This window comes from Staphylococcus sp. 231237_7MaSpsaltlick (assembly GCF_043107035.1).
Map to the genome: position 1 here is coordinate 349,822 of NZ_JBICNX010000001.1, position 18,861 is coordinate 368,682.

Sequence of the window (18,861 nt, forward strand, 5' to 3'; positions counted from 1 at the left end):
AATATTTCAAAATAATCCGAGGCATTAATTATGCCTCGGATTTTCTATGAATATAGGTAACAGCTATGAAAAATAAAAAAACTGTCGACAAAGACACATGCTTTGTCGACAATTCAGAAAGAAAACTAGGTTCATTTTTATATATTTTGATGTAAGTAAGCATCTTTTAAATATCCAATTACCCCTTCTTCAGCTTCAGAGATAAACTGATTACTACGCTTAAATGTTACTACATTATTATTATCTATATGATAGAGTACCATGTCATTTTTAGTTAATTGATTTTTTTGTTTCGCTGGGATTTCTAAAATATTGTGTTCACTTATAAAGCGATTAAACCAACGTGATGTGAAATTCCAATCAAAAAGAATATGATTTCTAATAGGACCATCCACGTTACTCCGCTCATGTTCATCGCTAAATGACACTGGCATCATATCCACATGTTTCAAACCAAATTCTGGCACTAACTCATTAAAAGCTAAACTGTTGAATATGAAGGATTGTGTCATCAGTAAACATTTATTATACCTTGTCATATCCGCATATATTCGATCATTACTTGATAATAAGTTGCCATCAAAAACTTCAAATCCCAATTCTTTTGAACGTTGTGTTGTATTACTAAATAGATTAAATGTCATAACTGGTATATTATGACTTCTTAATTTTGCTCCAAGATGAAAAGAAAACTCACTTTCTCCTACTATAATAATACCAGGAGGTTCGGTACTAGATATATGCATAATTTTACTTAACGGTAAAAAGCTAAAGCCATATATTACAACAGTAATAAATACTAAGCCAAAAGTCACTGGCGTTATATATTCTGCCATCGGTGTACCTTTTTCAATAAATAAGCCACCGAAAAATTGTGCTACAGTTAGAACCACAATACCTCTCGGAGCCATCATTGACACCATTGCTCTCTCACGTTTGGATATCTCAGTGTTCACTGTAGACAATAAGATAGAAATTGGTCTTACTAAGACAATCATTATTGCACAGAAAACAAATAGTTTCCAAGACATGACACTTTTTAATACTTCTAAGGTTAATGAAGAAGTAATTAATATAAAGACAGTGGAAATCATTATAGATGATGTATTTTCAATAAAATGATCGGATTCCTTGAAAATTAAATCGTGTCTCTTCATACGAGCCATCATAAGACCAAATATTGTGACTGCTAACAAGCCAGATTCCGGTAAAATCTCATCACATATTGAAAAAATTAATAAAATAAAGATTAATTGTATCGGTGGCATTAAATTTTGCGGTATAAGATCTTTTTTAATTAACCACATAAATAGGTAAGATGCACCAAACCCAATAGCAATTGCAATGAATAAGCTTATAATGAACCTAGCTATTAATTGCAAATCAAATCCTTGTTCTATAATTTGAAAAATATAAAATGCACCTAAAGCAAGCATCGGTCCAATAGGGTCAAGGATAATACTTTCCCATCTTAATATTGAATCTACACGCTTTTTAACTTTAGCTTGTTTTAATAAAGGTTGAATAACAGTCGGCCCTGTGATTAAAAATAACCCGCCTAACACTAACGAAATAGATAGTGAAAAACCAATTATATAATGTAGCGTGACTGCTCCAAGTATCCAAGCAATGATTGCACCTATTGTGATAATACGTATAACCGCTTTAGAAATTCCTTTAATTTCACGAAAATCCAAATTACTACTGCCCTCAAATAGGATAATTGCCACTGCTAATGAAACTAAGGGACTGAATACTGCTTCTCCCAAGCTTTCTTGCGGATTGATTAAACCAAATACTGGACCTACAAGCAATCCGACGATAGCCATAACTACGATAGATGGCCATTTTATTCTATTTGCAAACCATTGGCTAAAAACACCCAATGCCAAAAATATAACAATGAGTAATGTTAAAGGTAAATTTAATAATGACACATGACTCACACTCTCCCGATTCTTTATATTTATTACCCAGTATTTTTATGTAAATTAGCTACTAAATTAAAGCATAAAATAAAGCAATAAGAAGATATATTATCAAAAATTTTATATTAACGCACTAAAAAAGTTTCTCTTTTATTAATTGCTTTAGTTCACTTCCAAAAGTTCACTCTATATACACAATTGTATTCACTATATAAACTTTAGTGTTTAATTTTACTTTATTTTCATATAAAATGATTCATTGTGATACTTTTCTTCAAAATTTTACAATCTAAAATAATGAAAGGATTTCAACTTTTATGACAAACTTGAAAGAAATTATTATTGTAGCTTTTGCATTCGTTGGTGTCGTTGTTGGCGCAGGATTTGCAACTGGTCAAGAAATTTTTCAATTTTTTACAAGTAATGGGAATTTTAGTGTTTATGGTGTGTTTATTACTGGATTAATCATTACAGTTGGCGGTGTCTTTGTACTACATACTGGTTATCGCTTGCGCTCCCATAACCATACTGAACCCATTAAACATTATTTACCGCGTCCTATCGCAACAATATTTGATATTATTTTGACATTATTTTTATTTGCGCTTGCTATGATAATGACAGCTGGTGGGGCATCAACAATTAACGAAAGTACAGGAATGCCCTATGTATTTAGTTCATTGATTTTAGTTCTCGTTATCTTACTAACACTATTTTTAAAATTTGATCGGCTCATTACAGTTTTAGGTATAGTTACGCCATTTTTAGTAATTATTGTTACAATCATTGCTGTTTATTACTTTTCTACAGGACAGTTAAACTTTAATGCCGCGCATCATTACGCGAACAGTGAAGGACGCTCAGATCGATGGTGGTGGTTCGATGCAATTAATTACGGTAGCCTGCAAATTGCCGCCGCTTTTAGCTTTTTATCAGTTATGGGTGGCCGCTTAAAATTTGAGAAATCAACAATTTGGGGAGGTATATTAGGTGGTATTACTATTACCTTCTTACTTTTGATGCTCAACTTAGGTATGATTACTGAATTTACGCAAATTACTGGTGTTGCGCTACCTTCATTATTGTTAGCAAAACAAATTTCTCCAATTATTGGGATTTTTATGTCGGTTGTAATGGTATTGGTTATTTATAATACAGTCGTTGGGCTTATGTACGCTTTCGCATCAAGATTCACTACGCCTTATAGTAAATCTTATTATCGACTTATCATTGTGATGATAACCATTACATTTGCAACAACCTTCATTGGATTTATTGAATTAATAGGTAAAGTATTCCCAGTTATGGGTGTATTTGGTTTTATTCTATTAATCCCAATTTTGGTTAAAGGAATATTACGAAAATAGACACATTTAATTTTGTATGGGGATTTTAAGCTCAATACCATGCTTTAAAACCTTATTTTCTATATTTTAAAAAATTCATCTATTTAAACACCAACTTTACAATATGTATTGTCATAATTATAATTATTATGACAAATTTATAAGAAATTAATAGGATATCAAAATATATGGACACTATAACTTATATTTTCTATTCCTATATTACTTTTTTTATCACAATCATACGTAAAGGAAGATGATTCTAATGCACGAAGGCATTAATTATAAAAAATTTATTTTTCCTATCGCTGCAGGTATCATCATCTGGCTATTTACACCGCTTAGACCAGATGGTTTAGATTCTGCTGCTTGGCACATGTTTGCTATATTTGTAGCCACAATCATTGGTTGTATTACTCAGCCGCTACCGATAGGTGCAATCGCTATGATAGGTTTTACGTTAACTGTGTTAACTAACACGGTTAAAATTGATACTGCTGTAGCTGGATTTGGTAATAGCAGTATTTGGTTAATTGCAATGGCCTTTTTCATTTCTAGAGGTTTTGTGAAAACTGGTTTGGGGCGACGTATTGCATTACAATTTGTTAAACTATTCGGTAAAAAAACGCTTGGTTTAGGGTATTCACTTATCGGTGTAGATTTAATCCTTGCACCTGCCACGCCGAGTAATACTGCTAGAGCAGGTGGTATTATGTTCCCTATTATCAATGCGCTATCCCGTTCATTTGGTTCAAAACCAGAAGACGGTACGCAACGTAAAATGGGTGCTTTTCTTATCTTCACAGAATTTCACGGTAATTTAATTACTGCAGCTATGTTTTTAACTGCTATGGCTGGTAACCCACTTGCACAATCACTTGCAAAACATCAAGGTGTCGACATCACTTGGATGCACTGGTTTTTAGCAGCATTAGTCCCGGGTATTATTTCATTAATACTAGTGCCCCTTATAATTTATAAAATGTATCCACCAGAAATTAAAGAAACACCAAATGCCAAATCATGGGCTGAAAATGAACTCACTGATATGGGCATCATGGCTAAAAGTGAAAAATTCATGATTGCAATCTTCATCATTGCACTTGGACTTTGGGTTCTAGGTAGTACTTTAAATATTAATGCTACTTTAACTGCTTTTATTGCACTATCTCTATTGCTCATTACAGGTGTGCTTACTTGGAATGATATTCTTAAAGAAACTGGTGCTTGGAATACTTTAGTCTGGTTCTCAATCCTAGTAATGATGGCAAATCAACTTAATGAACTCGGCTTTATTCCTTGGTTAAGTGAATCGATATCAGGTAGTTTAGGCGGCTTAAATTGGCCAATCGTTTTAATTATTTTGATACTCTTTTACTTCTATTCACACTATCTATTTGCAAGTTCAACCGCACATGTTAGTGCAATGTACTCAGCCCTACTTGGTGTAGCTATTGCTACGGGCGCACCACCATTATATAGTGCATTAATGTTAGGTTTCTTCGGGAATTTAATGGCTTCTACTACACACTATAGTAGTGGTCCGGCACCAATCCTGTATTCAGCTGGCTACGTTTCGCAAAATCGTTGGTGGACTATGAATGCAATACTCGCCTTCTTCTATTTTGTAATATGGTTAGGCGTTGGATCACTATGGATGAAACTTATTGGCCTTATGTAACAGCTAATCCCCAAGTCATGTTTAGTTATTGTAAACATGACTTGGGGATTTTCAGTTAATTTATTTATTCATCCATATATCTGTCATTATATCAGCAAAAGTTGATTAAAATGTATAACACTATTTTGCCGTTCTAATCCACTCACTATTCCGTTTTATATACCCATGACAATAAGCATTCGACTATTATCCATTTATTAATTCCTTCTTTTTATTCTATTAACTATTCATCAGATATAATAAATAATTTTATAATTCCTAACTCAAATTGAACTCATACAAAATAAGCCACCGAACATCATACTTTACTAATGTATGATGTCGATGGCTTATTATTTTATTAATCTAATAATGATTGTCCTGCTGCTACACCAGCTTGTGTTAGTTCATGACTATTAACCCAAACTTGCTCTACTCGAGCGCCACGACTTTCAAAGATATTAATTACATTTTCACTCGCTTCGACAGGAACAATTGGATCATGCTGCCCCATTGAAAGCAATACATTCATATCACTTAAATCTTTATTATCAACAAGGTCTACTGGATATAATGGCGCATATAATAAAGCTTTTTTAAAAGATGTGTCTGGATGTAAAATCATGCTGATTGCAATATTCGATCCATTTGAAAATCCAACAGGTACTGCTTTTGACAAGTCAAAACTATAACGTTCAGCCGCTTCTTTTAAAAATGAGATTAATCTATCAGTACGGTATTTTAAATCTTCTAAATCGTATTTTCCTTCTCCAAGTCTTTTGAAGAAACGATTCATTCCATTCTCAGAAATTTCACCTCTGAGACTGAGGACATTGTATTTAGGATTAAGTGCTTGAGCTAATGGTAATAAATCATTTTCGTCTCCGCCAGTACCATGTAATAAAATGAATGTCGGCGCGTTAGCTTCACCTTCTCTAAAAATATGTTCCATAAATTTCCATCTCCTTTTTAATTACTAATGTTAAACGCGTATCTGTGGTAATAAACGTAATAATTCATCTCTTCTATCTTCGTATTGTGGTGGTAGCACTAACTGATGACCTAACTGATCAAACGGTTCGTCTATCGTAAACCCAGGGCCTTCTGTTGCAAATTCAAAGATAATACCACCGTGTTCTTTCATGTAAATTGCATTAAAATAGCTACGGTCTTTAACTTCTGTTACGTGATAACCTTTGTTACTCATATATGCTTGCCAATCAAGATGTGCTTGGTTTGTTGGAACTGACCATGCAATGTGATGAACGACGCCAACGCCCCAACGAACGTTTGTGTCAGCAATTTGTTTTTTTACTATAACATGATGACGCCACTCACCTTGTGTTTCAATATGAATATATCCTTCATCTTCGCTCGTTTTAACCAGACCCATATCAGTTGTTAAAGTTTTTACTGTTTCTTGCGGGTTTAAAGATAACAGCGTGACGCCATGAAAACCAATAATGGATTGTTGGTCACTTTGAACTTTATCATCTTCCACCAATGCTAAAGGCAAACCGTGTATATCTTCAAACTCTAACGTTTTAGATTCAAATAATTGCGTAATCATTATTTCTATTTGGTGTGCTTCTAAATACTGTGCCCATTCATCAAGGGAGCCTTTTGGAACTCTGAATGCAATACGTTCTACTTGGCCATTACCGATACGTCCTTTATGTGTATTTGGCCAGTTGAAGAAAGTAATGATTGTACCGTTATCTACTGAATTGTTCGCAAAATATAAATGATAGGTTGAAGGATCATCATAATTTACTGTTTTCTTGATTAGTTTCAAGTTCAATATATCTCTATAAAATTTTATATTCTCTTCAGGATTACCAACAATTGCTGAAATATGGTGGATATGTTGAATTGCTTCCATCTCGATTTCCCCCTAACTTTCTAATTATTTATTTTTACATTTCTTTAGGGATTCTTTGTTATTAATGTTGTCTTTGCTAAACTATCTTTTTGTATCAAATGGACGTATTTCTGATTCAATATACTCACGCTGCTCTTCTAAAAATGGTGGGAGTGCTAAACTTTCACCTAAAGTTTCATATGGCTCGTCATCCATAAACCCTGGTCCATCTGTTGATACTTCTATTAAAATATGACCAATGCGTGCATATAGTGCCTCGAAATAAAATCTATCAACTAAACCTGAATTACCTATACCAGCTGCTTTATATTTTTCTAACCACTGTTCAATTGCTTCATGATCTTTCAATCTAAATGATACGTGGTGCACTTCACCATAGCCTTGTCTTGCTTCAGGACCTTGAGTATCTTGTCTTAAAATAACTTGACCACCATTACCGCCTTCACCAACTTCTAAAATGGCTACGTTTTCTTCTTCAATAATTGCTTTCATACCATAAATTTCTTCTAAAATTTTCTTAAAATCATCAAAGTAACTTACAGTAATTTCAATTGGCCCTAAACCATAAATCGCTTTGTCAGTTGGTACTGGCCCATTTTTCCATGGTTTACCAGGTGCAACGCCTTCATTATCCTCATCAGATACAAGTTGATAACTTTGTCCGTCTTCTTCTTCAAATGGTAATACTTTTGTGCCAAATAATTCTTGTATACCTTCATGTTGCACTCCGAACTCATTAAAACGTTGTTCATAGTATTCAAGAGCCGCGTCATTAGGTACTCTGAATGATGGACGTGTAATGGAGTTTGTACCAGGTGCACCTTTAGGTACATTAGGAAAATCGAAGAATGTCATATCTGTACCTGGAGAACCTTCATCATCCGCAAAAAATGTGTGATAGGTATATATATCGTCTTGGTTAACTGTTTTCTTAACAAGTCTCATGCCTAGAATTTCAGTGAAAAATTTATAGTTTCTTTCAGCGTCATCTGTCATAGCTGTTACGTGGTGAATGCCCAATAATTGATTATTTGTCATAGTAAAACTCCTCTTTATAATTTTACCTCGATTTCGAAGTAATTTAAGTTAAAATTTTAAGCGCTACTACTATTCTATAGGTTGAGCACTTAGTTTTTTTAAAGCTTGTTGCAATACAGTTATTTCATCATCAGTTAATACTGAAAATGTTGATTCTAATGTTGAAGCATGATCAGGAAAAATTTCATCCATCATTGCATAGCCTTTTTCAGTTAATGATGCGTTCGTCACACGTTTATCTTGTTCATCTCGTTGCCTAATGACGCATCCTTTTTCTTCAAGTTTATCCACAACATAGGTAATACTACTACTTGCAATAAGTACTCTATTACCAATACGCTGTATCGGTTGGTCGCCTTTGTTATAAAGTAATTCCATAACTGCAAATTCAGTTACATTTAAACCATGCCTTTGGACATCTTTTCTAACAATCTTCATTAAATGATCTACCGTTCGATTTAAACCAACAAATGAATTTAAAGATTCTTTTGTACGATTCATTGGAATCACCAACTTTCCGAATTTTATTTCGAATTCGAGATAAATTATAACCCCTCTTTCCAAATTAGTCAATGATTTAGTATAAAAAATATACTCTCGATTTCTGAATATTCTTCTTTACGGTATTTACGGTTTATTATTTCTGATTTTCTAACTAACTATGGCTACTTACTATTATATAAAAATAAAGTATGTCGTTTTCAGAAGGAACATAAGTGGTATGCATAGAGTGTGGAGGTGTCAAACATTGAATCAATTATTTATAAACAATGAATTTATAGAAAGTAAATCAACAGACACGATGGACGTTATTAACCCTGCAACTGGAGAAAAGATAGATACGATAACTTTTGCAACTGAGAATGATGTTAATGATGCAGTTGCTAAATCAAAACAAGCGCAATTAGAATGGGAACAAACACCAGAACCTACACGCGCAGATCACGTTAAGTTATTAATTCCCCTACTCGAAGAAAACAAAGATGAACTTGCAACATTATATGTTAAAGAACAAGGTAAAACGCTCGCATCTGCGAAAGGAGAAATAGATAAAGCAATACACTTTATTGATTATATGACAAGCTTAAGCATGAACAATAAAGGTGAAGTTTTACAGAACACTAGAGAGAACGAGACTATCTTACTAACTAAAAAGCCAATTGGTGTTACTGCTGGTATCGTTCCATGGAATGCACCTATTATGGTATTAATGAGAAAAGTCATCCCTGCGATTATCACAGGTTGTTCTGTCGTTATTAAACCGAGTGAAGCGACTTCATTAATCACATTGAAAATTGCAGAACTTATTCGTGCTTCCACAATACCAGCTGGACTTGTCCAAATACTTCCTGGTACAGGTGAAACAGTAGGTACTCAATTAGCACAACATCCTGATATCCAACTCATTTCGCTTACGGGGAGTATGAGAGCTGGCAAATCAGTATACGCTGAAAGTGCCAACACAGTTAAAAAGGTGAATTTAGAACTTGGTGGTAATGCTCCTGTACTAGTAACGCCTAATGCTAACTTAGATAAAGCTGTTGATTATATTGTTACAGCCAGAATCAATAACGCCGGACAAGTATGTACATGTCCTGAACGTATTTTTGTACACGAAGACGTTCACAAAGATTTTATAAATAAATTAAAAGCCAAAATGGAACAATTAACAGTGGGCGATCCATTTGATGAAACCACTGATTACGGCGCGATCATTAATCAACAACAACTTGATAGTATTGATGAAAAAGTACAAAACGCCGTAAAAAATGGCGCTACTTTAATTACGGGTGGACATAAGATAGAACGCTCCGGTTTCTTCTATGAACCGACTATTTTAGATAACGTAAACAGTGAAGATGAAGCATTTAAAAATGAAATTTTCGGACCTGTTTTACCTATCGTAACTTATCAAGATTTTGATACTGCAATTGCTCAAGCCAATGATACAAATGCTGGCTTATCATCCTTTATCTTCTCAGAAAATTTAAAAGAAATTATGTTAGCCACTGAAAAGCTTAAGTTTGGTGAAGTTTATGCAAATTGTGAAGCCGAAGAAGTAGTAAACGGTTTCCACGCAGGTTGGAGAGAATCCGGTATTGGTGGCGCCGATGGTGTACACGGTTTAGAAGAATACTACAACACAACTGTTTCCTATATAAGATATGACTAAAAACATAACACGAGAAACTTTAAAACAATTATCTTTTTTAATAAAATAAACCTATTGCGCAAAATCATATTCTAGTATAGCAAACCCCCTGAGATATTTTCGGTCTCAGGGGGTTGCTAATGTTATTCATTTAATGCTTTATCTAATGATTTTATGTTTTGTTTCATTAAGGATTGATAAGTAATATTGCTCTCTTTACTTTCTTCTTTTGAAAGTGTTGCCATATTGTGAAAGCTTAAGGGTGTTGAATTAGATTCTTTCTGTATTACATCCGTAACTTTAGATGAAATATTTTGTTCATAAAGTACATAAGGTTGTTTAGTCTGTTTGATATTGTTAACAATATTCATCAAGTCTCTTTGACTAGGTTCTTCGTTATTCATACCGCTGACACCTTCTTGTTTAAATCCATAACGATTTGCTAAATAACCAATAGAGTCGTGAGAAATCACTACAGTATCACGCTTTGGATGCTCTGTTATTTTAGTTAGGCTTTGGTTTATGTCATTTAAGTCATCAACGACTTGTTTATAATTGTTCTCATAATAAGTTTTATGTTGAGGGTCTTTTTTCACTAAATCATCTTTGATTGATTTCACCATTTTTTTATTTAGAACTGGATCTAGCCAAACATGTGGGTCTTCACTGCCTTCTTCATGATTATGCCCATCCGCTTCGTGGTCATGGTCATGTCCTTCATGTTCGTGTTCATGATTTACAACTAGATCATCATGCGTAAAGTTAGCCGTTAATGCTAATTTTAAATCCTTATTATTAATAGAACCTGCGATTTTTTTAGCAACTGGATCCATCTCTTTGTTAGAATAGATAAATAAATCACCTTTTGCAATATTGACCATTTCTTTTTGTGTTGGTTCAAAAGTATGCATATCGGCGCCTGGTGGATAGATAGATTCTACATCTACGTATTTACCGCCTATTTGCTCAGTAAAACTTTGAAACGCAAATGCCGTAGTATAAATTTTAAGTTTATTCTTTGAACTGACGTCTTTGTTTTCGCCTTTATTGATATTACCACATGCACTCAACATCACGACAACTACACATGCCATAATGAGTATTATACTTTTCCTCAAAAAACGCCCCTCCAAATCGAAATTATTCCGTTAAAACTATAAACTTATTTTTAGGATATTTCAATGGTTTTTACTTAATCTACTAATATTCTTTTTTATTCACGACTCGTTTTGTTTAATAATCACTAAAATGTGATATTTAATATATATGACTTATAATTAGGAGAGATAGTATGGCTGAAATCAAACAAGGTTCAAACAAGTTTTATATTGGTGACGACGAAAATAACCCACAAGCACAAATCACTTTCCAACCTCAAGGAGATAACCAAATCAATATTGATCACACAGGTGTGCCTGATGAATTAGGCGGTCAGGGCATCGGTTCACAATTAGTAAAATCTGTAGTTGATTATGCACGCGAGAATAACTTAAAAGTTGTCGCTTCTTGTCCATTCGCCAAAAGTGTGATTGAAAAGAATGATGAATACCAAGATGTATACGCAGGTTAAAGTTTAATAACCAATCAATCAAATAGGATTACATGTGATTGATGTGGTATACATTTATGTAATTTATATACAATTAAAAGGTGAAACTAAGTATAAAATTAATGCCTTAGTTTCACCTTTTTTATTATGTTGCTTATTAATTAAATCAATCATAATACGCATTAATATACTTACGAACAAAGCCTTAACCATTTTGAAGTAAATACATATTATGATAAATCCCTTTTTGCGCAATTAGTTGCTCGTGGGTGCCACGTTCGACTATCTCGCCTCGGTTTAACACAAATATCTGGTCTGCATCTTGAATTGTAGATAACCGATGGGCTATCGCTAACGTTGTTCGACCTTTACGCATTTCATTTAATGATTGTTGTATTTGTTCTTCAGTCTCAGAATCAATGTTGGCAGTTGCTTCGTCTAAAATCAAAATTTTAGGATCCGTAGCAATTGTTCTAGCAAATGCAATTAACTGCCTTTGACCACTTGAAAAAGCGCTACCCTTTTCAATTACTTTGTGCTGATATTGTTCAGGTAGTTGCTCAATAAAACGATTAGCATGAACAAATTCTGCTGCTACCTTCACTTGTTCATACGTCATTGTAGGATGATATAATTTTATATTAGACGCTATAGTTCCATAAAAGATAAATGCATCTTGTAATACTAAGCCTATCTTTTCTTTTAATTCTGCTTTGGGTATTGTCTTGATAGAATGTCCGTCTATCTTAATATCTCCTCGTTGATATTCATAAAATCTCATAAACAAGTTGATGATTGAACTTTTACCAGATCCCGTATGACCAACAAGTGCTATCATTTCACCAGGATTTGCAGTAAAATTAATATCTTTGAGTACATCTGTATTACCATCATAACTAAAACTTATATTTTCAAACTCTATTTTGCCGGGTCCTATACAATTTGACGCTATTTCATCTTGTTGTGGTTCATAATTATTATCATCAATTAATGCAAAAACTCTACTTGCTGAGACAAGCGCTTGCTGTAAAATATTTAGATTTTGGCTCACTTGATTAATCGGTTCAAAAAAACGTTCCATGTATTGAATAAATGCAAAAACTACACCCGCTGTCACACCTGTCGTAAAACTAATTACTCCGAAATAACCAAGAATCATTACAATAGCAAAGATTGAGATAGAACTGATAGCTGGTCTTAACAATAAGCTGTCTAGTTTCACAGTTTTTAACATATATTGATAATGCTCATCATTAATTTGATTAAATTCTTTATTTAAGCGTCTTTCTTGATTAAAAGCTTGTATAATTCTCATACCTTCAATTGACTCTGCTAATTTTGAATTCAAATCGGACAAACGCTGCCTTGATTTTGAAAATAAATACGCTGAATACTTACGATAAGTAGACAAAATCACAAAAATAATTGGCAAAAAGACAAGTGCTATCAAAGCTAATTTAACGTCTAGTACAAACATCATGACATAACTAGATATCATCATAAATAATGCCATAATAAAAGTTGAAAACACGCCAACAATCATATCCACGATGGTTTCCGTATCATTTGTTAATCGTGAGACAATACTTCCACTTGGTACTTCATCAAAATATTTCATACCTAATTTTCCTAGTTTATTAAAGGCGTCAATTCTCAATTGTTGTATCACTTTAAAGGCTAAATATTGAAAAAGGTATTGGCTAAAATAAAGTGTTAATGCGCCAATTATTTGTACACCTAAGAAAATAACAATGAGCCAAATCATACTACATCTTGGAAAATTTTGCGGTGTTAAATAATCATCGATAAATATTTTTACCATATAGGGCGTCATCATACTTGCAACAGTTGCTATGATCAATGTTAGGAACGCCAAGGCAATAATCCACTTATAGGGTAATGTATATTTAAACAACCTTATCAACACACTACCTTGATCTTTAGCCGTTAAGTTAGCGTGTTCGTATTCAGTCATCTTCACCATCCCCTTTCGTAAGATTGTCTAAGTCGCGTGACAGTTTGGCTTGTAATGCTTGAGCTTGATATGTTTCATAATACCAGCCTCGTTGTTGCATTAATGATTCATGGTGACCACGCTCAATTATTTTCCCTTCATCCATAACAATAATAAGATCAGCATGTTTCACGGCACTCATACGATGTGCTGTTATAATATTAGTTTTAAACTTTCTCAAATGTTCTAAGTTCTCTAATATTACTTCTTCAGTTTGTGCATCAACAGCAGATAATGAATCATCCAAAATCAATACCTCAGGATCTAACAACAAAGCTCTGGCAATAGAAACACGTTGCTTCTGACCACCTGATAATGATACGCCTCGTTCCCCGACAATTGTTTGATATCCATTAGTAAAATGCATAATATCATCGTGGATATGACTTAATCGACTCACTTCATATATTTGCTCATCCTCTATAGTTTCGTTGCTAAACGCGATATTATTTCTAATCGTGGTAGAAAATAAGAAGTGTTCTTGTGGCACATAACCAAATTGCGTTCTTAATAATTCAACTTTATAATCACTCAATGGATGACCGCCATACGTTATATCTTGAGCATGTTTAGTGTCAAACTCTCTCAACAATAGTCTTATCAATGTACTTTTACCTGAACCTGTTCGCCCAACAATACCTACTGTGGTACCTTGTTCAATTGTAAAATGAATATCATATACACCTTGTTTATCATTACCCGGGAAATTAAATCGATTGATATTAAACTGAATATCGCCTTGAGGACTTTTATCAATTTTATAATGCGTATCGATACCATTAGGTAAGTTTCCAATTTCATCTATACGTTCATAAGAAGCTTTCGCTCTTTGCACAATGTTAAAAAATAATCCCAACGCTAACAACGGCCATACTAACATCCCGAGATACGTCGTAAACGTTATGAGTTGCCCTAAGCTTATCTCATTACGAAAGACCATTTGTGCGCCAAACGCAATAGATAAAAAGTAACTTGTACCAATAACTAGCGTAATTGTCGGGTCAAATAATGCGTCTATTTTAGATACTTTCAGATTTTTATCTACTACATCATCGCTTAAATCTTTAAAGTCTGCTTGGTCACTTGATTCATATCCAAAGGTTTTAGTAACTTTAATACCAGCAACACTTTCTTGTGTCTTATCATTTAATTTACTAAATGCAGCTTGAGCCTTTTTAAATCCTTTACTTAAAAGCGATCCATAAAAACTTGTTAATAACACCATAAATGGTAATGGTATCATAGCAATTAATGTGAGTTTCCAACTTACTGTTATAGCCATCGTTATAACAACAGTGCCCCCTGTTATCAATGAATCAGCAATCATGAGGATTCCAGCACCTGCAGCATTTTGTACAGCTCGGATATCATTTGTAGCATGTGCCATTAAATCTCCTGTACGTCTATTTTGGAAAAATATAGCACTCATATCGGTATACTTTTTGAAAAGATATGTCCTTAATATTTGCCCTAACTTTTGACTCGTTCCGAATATAGACAACCTCCATACATATCTAAGTACATAAGTTAATATGGCAACTACAATTAATATAGCTAAATAAATCATTAATAACTTAGGTGTTAATTTATGTGTCGTCATTTGATCTATCGTACGCCCGATAATCTGTGGTGGCACAATTTCAATTAATGCAATTAACAATAATGTACCTAAACCAATGATATAACTCAGTTTTTGTTGTTTAAAAAACCATCCCAATTTCCAAAATACTTTCATCCCGTCACCCCCAATGATGTTTTTATTCTATATTCTCATATCTTACCACATGAAGATATATGTAAATAGAATGGATATTTTACACAGAAATTCCACTTACTGTTCACTAAAAAACGGAAACATGAAATCTATACAAATGCGTTTGAGTTCATGTTTCCGTTTTCTATTAGTAAAGTTAAGCTAAAAACGTATGATTTATACCGAGTTTGTGCCACTTAAAATTAATTTGAATTTCTTCTTTGTTGTTCTTGAAACTCATAAAAAACTTGGAACAGCATGATAAGCATCGCTGGATTATATGTTTTAGTTTCAATATACAAATCATGTCTCGAGGCTAATTTAAAACGTTCTGATTTAGTTTGCATCAATTTGTAATGACCATCAGAGACAGTAACACTTCTTGAAAAGAATCCAGATTGGAATTTTAATATATCCCCTTTATCACCTTCGAACTGCATAGATGGTTTAAATCCCATCTTAGAGCGAAAAATTCCAATCTTCTCACCGTTCTTTTCTACTTGCCATACTGTTTTAAACGGTGTTTTAATTGCACCACTAATTGTTCTTTCTTGTAAAATTCGAAAAGTATCATGGCCATCTGTGATTTCAAAATTCTGTTTACTATTACCAAACAAAGCCATCGCTTCCTGTCCCGCAGATGTATAAAATAATTGTAATTTAAAAGCTACTTCCTTAGTATCGTCATATATATCGATTATAGACTTTGATGCATTAAAAAAGTTTTCTTTAAAATAATAGTGTTTCATATTTAACAGTCCTATCTATGTATTTACTGACGTAACGTTATATCCATTTTATACAAGATATACACTTTTTGAAAAGTAATATTACGCTAAGCATTTTTCATTGACTAGGTATACTTTTTATACTAAAGTAATACTTGTAATTAATTAAAATACAAGCATTCGATAAGGAGTAGGACAATGTCTTTTCACGATAATCAATCCATTCAAGTTACTAATATTACTTTGAACGTTGCCGATTTAACAAAAATGACCATTTTTTATACACAAATTTTAGGTTTAGCTATCAAATCAGAAACAAATACAGTCGTTACTTTCAATATAGGAAGTAATGGTCACACCTTAACGTTACAGGAAATCAATAATGATAGACGTCCTTCTATTAGGGAATCAGGGCTATTCCATATCGCCTTATTATTACCTAATAGACAAGATTTAGGTAACTTTTTATATCATGCTGCAAGTTTAGGCGTACAAATTGGTGGAGGAGACCATCTAGTTAGTGAAGCGTTGTATTTCGCTGATCCTGAAGGTAATGGTATCGAAATCTATGATGATCGACCTAAAGAAAATTGGCTATGGGAAGATAATAAAGTCAAAATGGATACTCTTGGGGTAGACGTCGATGACCTAGTGGCACAACGTAGTGAGACTGGTTGGCAAGGCATGCCAGATAATGCAAAAATTGGTCATTTACATTTGAAAGCAGTCAACTTGGATGAATCAGAAGATTTCTATATAAATAAACTAGGACTTGAGCACATTTCTGATTTTCCTCAAGCGCTTTTCATGTCTATGAACCACTACCATCATCACATTGCTATCAATACATGGCAATCTAACATCGTACGTCAAGATAATGATAGCAGTCTTGGATTATCAAAAGTGTCAATTTACAAACCAAATGCGGATAGAGAACAATTCGTTGGACCAGAAGGCTTTGAAATTATTATACACAGCAATGAAAACTTAGTAGCAGATAAAAATTAACTTACTTGTAAAAAATAATTATTAAGGTAAAGTTAACATCAAATCAAAAAAGGAAGTGGGACTGTAATTCAATTTCAAAAATTACTATCCCACTTCCTTTTTATCGTTTATTCTAACCATTTAACGACATCAGTTTGCGGCTGACGTACTTTAGCTTTAGGTTCAGCTTCTCTGTATCCAAAAGCTACCATAACTGAAGGTGCAAAGTTTTCAGAATCAACAATGCCTTTTTCTGACAAGTATGCCGTAACAGCGTCTAAATCAAATCCTTCAATTGGACATGAATCTATATTTAGCAATGCTGCACTTGTCATCATATTACCAAGAGCAATATAAGTTTGTTTTCTCGCCCAATCTAGTAAAGATTGTGGTGTATCATTTATATGAAAACTAGTTTGGAAATTATCAAATTTTTGTTCTGTAGCAGGAATACTCTCTTCACTATATTGTTTAATATTTCGTATCATATGTTGTACATATGGTGATTGTGAAGTCACATTTTTACGTGCTAAAATCAAAACAAAATGGCTCGCCGTATCTAGTTGGCCTTGTGCTCCCCAACTGATTTCTTTAAGTTCATCTCTTATTTCACGATTTTGAACCACGACGAATTTCCACGGTTCTAACCCTAATGAACTTGGAGACAACCTTCCTGTCTCTAAGACGGTATTAAAATCACTATCAGAGATTTTTTTATTAGCGTCAAAACGTTTTGTTGCATGCCTAAAATTAAAAGCATTTAGCAGCGTTTGTTGCATTTGGTCCATAACTTTTATACCCTACCTTTCAATTTAAGTACTTTTAAGTATAGTCAAATTTCAAATCTTATTAAAACGATATGTTTATAAATTATGCACTAAGATATGACAGTCTTTATTTGTCATTAATTTAATGGATGAAGTACTTTTTCTTCAATAGTAGTAAGCACACCCTGTTCATCATGAGATGGTGCCACATAATTAGCAACTTTGAATAATGTTTCATCTTCGCTATTTGCCATAACGTAACTATGCTTAGCTAGTTGCAACATGTCTAAATCATTATTGGCATCACCAAAAGCCATCAAATCTTCTTCATTTATTTCCCAATATTTTAAAAGTCGCTGTAAAGCACTGCCTTTAGTCATGCCTGGTATAATTAAATCAATACTATCACGACCACTAGACACTAATTTTAAATTTTCGCTAAATTTGTTACTTAAATCTTCATCTAACGATGGATGAGATTCCCTATTAATATTAAGCGCAATTTTTACATATTCATCCTTTGGTAAATCTTGAAAAGAATCTATTTCTTTTAGTTTACGATAATAGAAATGTGCATCTTTTTTAAATGCATCTGTATTGTCTTTTAAAATATAGGCACTGTTTAGCCCACAAACAATTAAATTATTAATTCCACGGTCAATATTTAAATAGTCAATAATTGCTTGGTAAAAATCTCTGTCAAATGCCTGATAGTCGTATAAAGTATTACCTTCATAAATGACGGCCCCATTTTCAGCTACAAAGAACATGTCACGTTCGCCAAATATTGACTTTAATTTTGCATATTGATTGCCACTTGCTGCTATAAATTTAATATTTTGAGCTTTAAGTTGCTGGAATATCTTATCAAACCTTTGCTCATCATACATTTTATTTGAATCTAAAAACGTACCATCCATATCAACTGCGATTACTTTTATCATATTGTCCCCTCAAATCTTCCAATTTATATGTACGCCCTTTCATTATATCGACAATACTAATTGTTTCAAAGTAAACTTATGAACTCTATAACAATTACTAACATAATTGAGCG

The 18,861-nt window shown here is 33.3% G+C and carries 16 protein-coding genes; 5 read left to right on the forward strand and 11 right to left on the reverse strand.

Annotated features, from left to right (window positions below; translation table 11 throughout):
• Positions 1-137 precede the first annotated feature (137 nt).
• Complete coding sequence (locus tag ACF91D_RS01710) at positions 138-1,937, reverse strand: cation:proton antiporter (RefSeq protein WP_039069535.1); 1,800 nt, start codon at positions 1,935-1,937, stop codon at positions 138-140.
• 308 nt (positions 1,938-2,245) lie between these two features.
• On the opposite strand from ACF91D_RS01710, the gene ACF91D_RS01715 reads away from it, so the two are divergent.
• Positions 2,246-3,295 carry a YkvI family membrane protein gene (locus ACF91D_RS01715; protein ID WP_069792269.1) on the forward strand — a complete coding sequence of 350 codons (1,050 nt, stop codon included), beginning with the start codon at positions 2,246-2,248 and terminating at the stop codon, positions 3,293-3,295.
• Between the two features lie 244 nt (positions 3,296-3,539).
• On the forward strand, positions 3,540-4,955 hold the full coding sequence (locus ACF91D_RS01720; protein ID WP_039069533.1) for an anion permease: 1,416 nt from the start codon (positions 3,540-3,542) through the stop codon (positions 4,953-4,955).
• Between the two features lie 340 nt (positions 4,956-5,295).
• Here ACF91D_RS01720 and mhqD read toward each other — a convergent pair whose 3' ends face one another.
• From mhqD to ACF91D_RS01740, 4 genes are all read right to left on the reverse strand, one after another.
• Positions 5,296-5,886 carry a methylhydroquinone degradation carboxylesterase MhqD gene (gene mhqD, locus ACF91D_RS01725; RefSeq protein WP_069792268.1) on the reverse strand — a complete coding sequence of 197 codons (591 nt, stop codon included), beginning with the start codon at positions 5,884-5,886 and terminating at the stop codon, positions 5,296-5,298.
• Between the two features lie 30 nt (positions 5,887-5,916).
• Entirely contained in the window at positions 5,917-6,816 is a 900-nt protein-coding gene (locus ACF91D_RS01730; protein ID WP_069792267.1) for a VOC family protein, read from the reverse strand.
• Positions 6,817-6,897: 81 nt separating this feature from the next.
• Positions 6,898-7,854: a ring-cleaving dioxygenase MhqE gene (gene mhqE, locus ACF91D_RS01735; protein WP_069792266.1), complete on the reverse strand. Its 957-nt coding sequence runs from the start codon at positions 7,852-7,854 to the stop codon at positions 6,898-6,900.
• A 69-nt stretch (positions 7,855-7,923) separates the two neighbouring features.
• The gene (locus ACF91D_RS01740) at positions 7,924-8,355 is read right to left on the reverse strand and encodes a MarR family winged helix-turn-helix transcriptional regulator (RefSeq protein ID WP_039069529.1); all 432 of its coding nucleotides are present in this window, start codon (positions 8,353-8,355) and stop codon (positions 7,924-7,926) included.
• A gap of 220 nt (positions 8,356-8,575) precedes the next feature.
• Between ACF91D_RS01740 and aldA the strand changes: the two genes are divergently transcribed.
• Positions 8,576-10,027 carry an aldehyde dehydrogenase gene (gene aldA / locus ACF91D_RS01745; RefSeq protein ID WP_039069528.1) on the forward strand — a complete coding sequence of 484 codons (1,452 nt, stop codon included), beginning with the start codon at positions 8,576-8,578 and terminating at the stop codon, positions 10,025-10,027.
• Positions 10,028-10,149: 122 nt separating this feature from the next.
• Here aldA and ACF91D_RS01750 read toward each other — a convergent pair whose 3' ends face one another.
• The gene (locus ACF91D_RS01750; RefSeq protein ID WP_069792265.1) at positions 10,150-11,124 is read right to left on the reverse strand and encodes a metal ABC transporter solute-binding protein, Zn/Mn family; all 975 of its coding nucleotides are present in this window, start codon (positions 11,122-11,124) and stop codon (positions 10,150-10,152) included.
• A gap of 173 nt (positions 11,125-11,297) precedes the next feature.
• On the opposite strand from ACF91D_RS01750, the gene ACF91D_RS01755 reads away from it, so the two are divergent.
• Positions 11,298-11,576, forward strand: a complete 279-nt coding sequence (locus ACF91D_RS01755; protein ID WP_039069526.1) for a GNAT family N-acetyltransferase — start codon at positions 11,298-11,300, stop codon at positions 11,574-11,576.
• Positions 11,577-11,760: 184 nt separating this feature from the next.
• On the opposite strand, the gene ACF91D_RS01760 is transcribed toward ACF91D_RS01755, so the two are convergent.
• From ACF91D_RS01760 to ACF91D_RS01770, 3 genes are all read right to left on the reverse strand, one after another.
• Entirely contained in the window at positions 11,761-13,530 is a 1,770-nt protein-coding gene (locus tag ACF91D_RS01760; protein ID WP_327620762.1) for an ABC transporter ATP-binding protein, read from the reverse strand.
• Positions 13,523-15,304, reverse strand: coding sequence for an ABC transporter ATP-binding protein (locus tag ACF91D_RS01765; protein ID WP_069792263.1), 1,782 nt, complete (start codon positions 15,302-15,304; stop codon positions 13,523-13,525). Before ACF91D_RS01765 ends, ACF91D_RS01760 begins: the two co-directional genes overlap by 8 nt.
• 221 nt (positions 15,305-15,525) lie before the next feature.
• A complete protein-coding gene (locus tag ACF91D_RS01770) occupies positions 15,526-16,071 on the reverse strand; it encodes a tubby C-terminal domain-like protein (protein ID WP_039069523.1) in 546 nt (181 codons plus the stop codon).
• A gap of 177 nt (positions 16,072-16,248) precedes the next feature.
• On the opposite strand from ACF91D_RS01770, the gene ACF91D_RS01775 reads away from it, so the two are divergent.
• Positions 16,249-17,058: a VOC family protein gene (locus tag ACF91D_RS01775; protein ID WP_069792262.1), complete on the forward strand. Its 810-nt coding sequence runs from the start codon at positions 16,249-16,251 to the stop codon at positions 17,056-17,058.
• A gap of 107 nt (positions 17,059-17,165) precedes the next feature.
• On the opposite strand, the gene ACF91D_RS01780 is transcribed toward ACF91D_RS01775, so the two are convergent.
• Both ACF91D_RS01780 and ACF91D_RS01785 read right to left on the reverse strand, forming a co-directional pair.
• Entirely contained in the window at positions 17,166-17,825 is a 660-nt protein-coding gene (locus ACF91D_RS01780; RefSeq protein ID WP_069792261.1) for an NAD(P)H-dependent oxidoreductase, read from the reverse strand.
• A gap of 116 nt (positions 17,826-17,941) precedes the next feature.
• A complete protein-coding gene (locus tag ACF91D_RS01785; protein ID WP_039069520.1) occupies positions 17,942-18,748 on the reverse strand; it encodes a Cof-type HAD-IIB family hydrolase in 807 nt (268 codons plus the stop codon).
• Between the last annotated feature and the right edge of the window lie 113 nt (positions 18,749-18,861).